The sequence below is a fragment of the Chromobacterium aquaticum genome (assembly GCF_021129195.1).
In the GTDB taxonomy this organism is placed as follows: domain Bacteria; phylum Pseudomonadota; class Gammaproteobacteria; order Burkholderiales; family Chromobacteriaceae; genus Chromobacterium; species Chromobacterium aquaticum.
The window spans coordinates 1-1,939 of the sequence record NZ_JAJOHW010000252.1; the positions used below are offsets into that span (position 1 = coordinate 1).

The window sequence follows — 1,939 nt, forward strand, 5'->3', positions numbered from 1 at the left end:
TGGCCTGCGCCGCGGCGGCGCGCTCCGCCTGCGTCGGCGGCTGCGCCGCAACCATGGCAGCCAGCCCGAAAGCCATCGCGCCCAGCCAGATTTCCATGCCCCTCATCGCCCGCCTCCGTTTCCCCCCGCGCCGATTCTCGCCGGCTCCCGCCACAGCTCAGTGTAGTCGACGCCGCGCACAAGCTTTGATATCCGCATAGGAAAACCCAGGCCGATGGCGGTATCATCGGGTTCAGGCTGCGACAGCCCGTCGGCAGCCTCCCCAACCGAACGGAGTCACTGGATGTTCACCCTCATCATCGGCAATAAAAACTACTCATCCTGGTCCTTGCGCCCCTGGCTGGTGCTGAAAATGCTGGACGAGCCGTTTGAAGAGCAGCAGATCGATCTCTACCTGTCCGACACCAAGGCGCGCATCCTGGCCGCCAATCCGGCCGGCAAGGTGCCGGTGCTGATAGACCGCAAGCTGCGGGTCTGGGACTCGCTGGCGATCTGCGAATACCTGGCGGAATGCTTTCCCGCCGCCAAACTATGGCCGGACGACGCCGGACTGCGCGCGGTCGCCCGCTCCATCGTCGCCGAAATCCATTCCGGCTTCTCCGCGCTACGCGAACACCTGGCGATGAATCTGACGCTGCGCCACATCAATTACCAGAGCACGCCAGCGGTGGAGTTCGACATCGCCCGCATCATCTCGCTGTGGGAAGAGCATCTGCCGCGTCACCAGGCAGACGGCGAATTCATCTTCGGCGGCTTCAGCATCGTTGATGCCTTCTTCGCGCCCATCGCCACCCGCTTCCACACTTACAACGTCAAATTGCCAGAACAATCGCAGGCTTATGTCGACCGCCTGCTGGCTTTGCCGGCGATGCGGGAGTGGTATCGCGCCGCTCAGGCGGAAGGTCAGCGCGCTTCATAACGGATAATGTCGCAATTAGAGTGGAAGGACGCGCCATAACTCATTAGAATGGCGCGTTTTTTTATATTTTTTACGCGTAGAAGGATAGTTTCATGACCACCCCGTTCATCATCGGCGTTGCAGGCGGCAGCGGCAGCGGCAAAACCACGGTGACCAACCAAGTTCTGGAAACCATTGGCTCCGAGATGGCGGCTGTGATCATTCAAGACTTTTACTACCGCGACCAGAGCCATCTGACCTTCGAACAACGCCTGGCGACCAACTACGACCACCCGCAGGCTTTCGACTGGCCGCTGCTGATCGAGCACATCGATGACCTCCGCAATGGCCGCGCCATCGAAATGCCGGTCTACGACTTCGCCAACCACACCCGCGCCGAGGAAACCATCACCGTGCAGCCGGCGCCGGTCATCGTCATCGAAGGCCTGTTCCCGCTGTACGACGCCGCGTTGCGCGACATGATGTCCTTGAAGATCTTCGTCGACACCGATTCCGACGTGCGCTTCATCCGTCGTCTCAAGCGCGACATCACCGAGCGCGGCCGCACCACCGACAGCGTGATCGAACAATATCTGACCACGGTGCGCCCGATGCACAACCAGTTCATCGAGCCGACCAAGCGTTTCGCCGACGTGATCCTGCCGCATGGCGCCAACGATCCGGCAGTGGACATCATCACCACCAAGGTGGCGAGCCTGATGGTACATAATTGATTCACGCGGCGGCATCCACGCCGCCGTCTTCCGCCCGCTCTTCCAGCGGGCGCCACGCACAGGAGCATTCCATGCACACGATCAAACCGCGCAACCCACACGCTTGCGCGCCCATCATGAAAAAAGGCGGCGCCCACGCGCGCAGCCGCTCCGGACAGCGCCAGGCCGGACGCCAGGCCATGCTGGCCGAACTGGATCTGGAGCTGGATCTGAATTGGCACGAGGCGGACGCCTACCCGCCGCAGCCGCAAGCCGCGGCCGACGACGAGCCGGCGGTTTTTGGCGACGTGAATAACAAAGAGCCGCG

The 1,939-nt window shown here is 62.0% G+C and carries 3 protein-coding genes; all 3 read left to right on the forward strand.

The genetic code is table 11. The annotated features are described in order from the left end of the window. Positions 1-283: 283 nt before the first annotated feature. On the forward strand, positions 284-919 hold the full coding sequence (locus tag LQT98_RS23525) for a glutathione S-transferase family protein (RefSeq protein ID WP_048411939.1): 636 nt from the start codon (positions 284-286) through the stop codon (positions 917-919). A gap of 92 nt (positions 920-1,011) precedes the next feature. Continuing rightward, on the forward strand, positions 1,012-1,632 hold the full coding sequence (udk, locus tag LQT98_RS23530) for a uridine kinase (RefSeq protein WP_048411938.1): 621 nt from the start codon (positions 1,012-1,014) through the stop codon (positions 1,630-1,632). Between the two features lie 71 nt (positions 1,633-1,703). Further along, positions 1,704-1,939 (forward strand): hypothetical protein (locus tag LQT98_RS23535; RefSeq protein ID WP_048411937.1); only part of this gene is annotated, 236 nt, incomplete at its 3' end.

Bases quoted from the DNA above. Each gene is read 5' to 3' on its own strand.
- udk (WP_048411938.1), top strand. From the start codon at position 1,012: ATGACCACCCCGTTCATCATCGGCGTTGCAGGCGGCAGCGGCAGCGGC.
- LQT98_RS23525 (WP_048411939.1), top strand. From the start codon at position 284: ATGTTCACCCTCATCATCGGCAATAAAAACTACTCATCCTGGTCCTTG.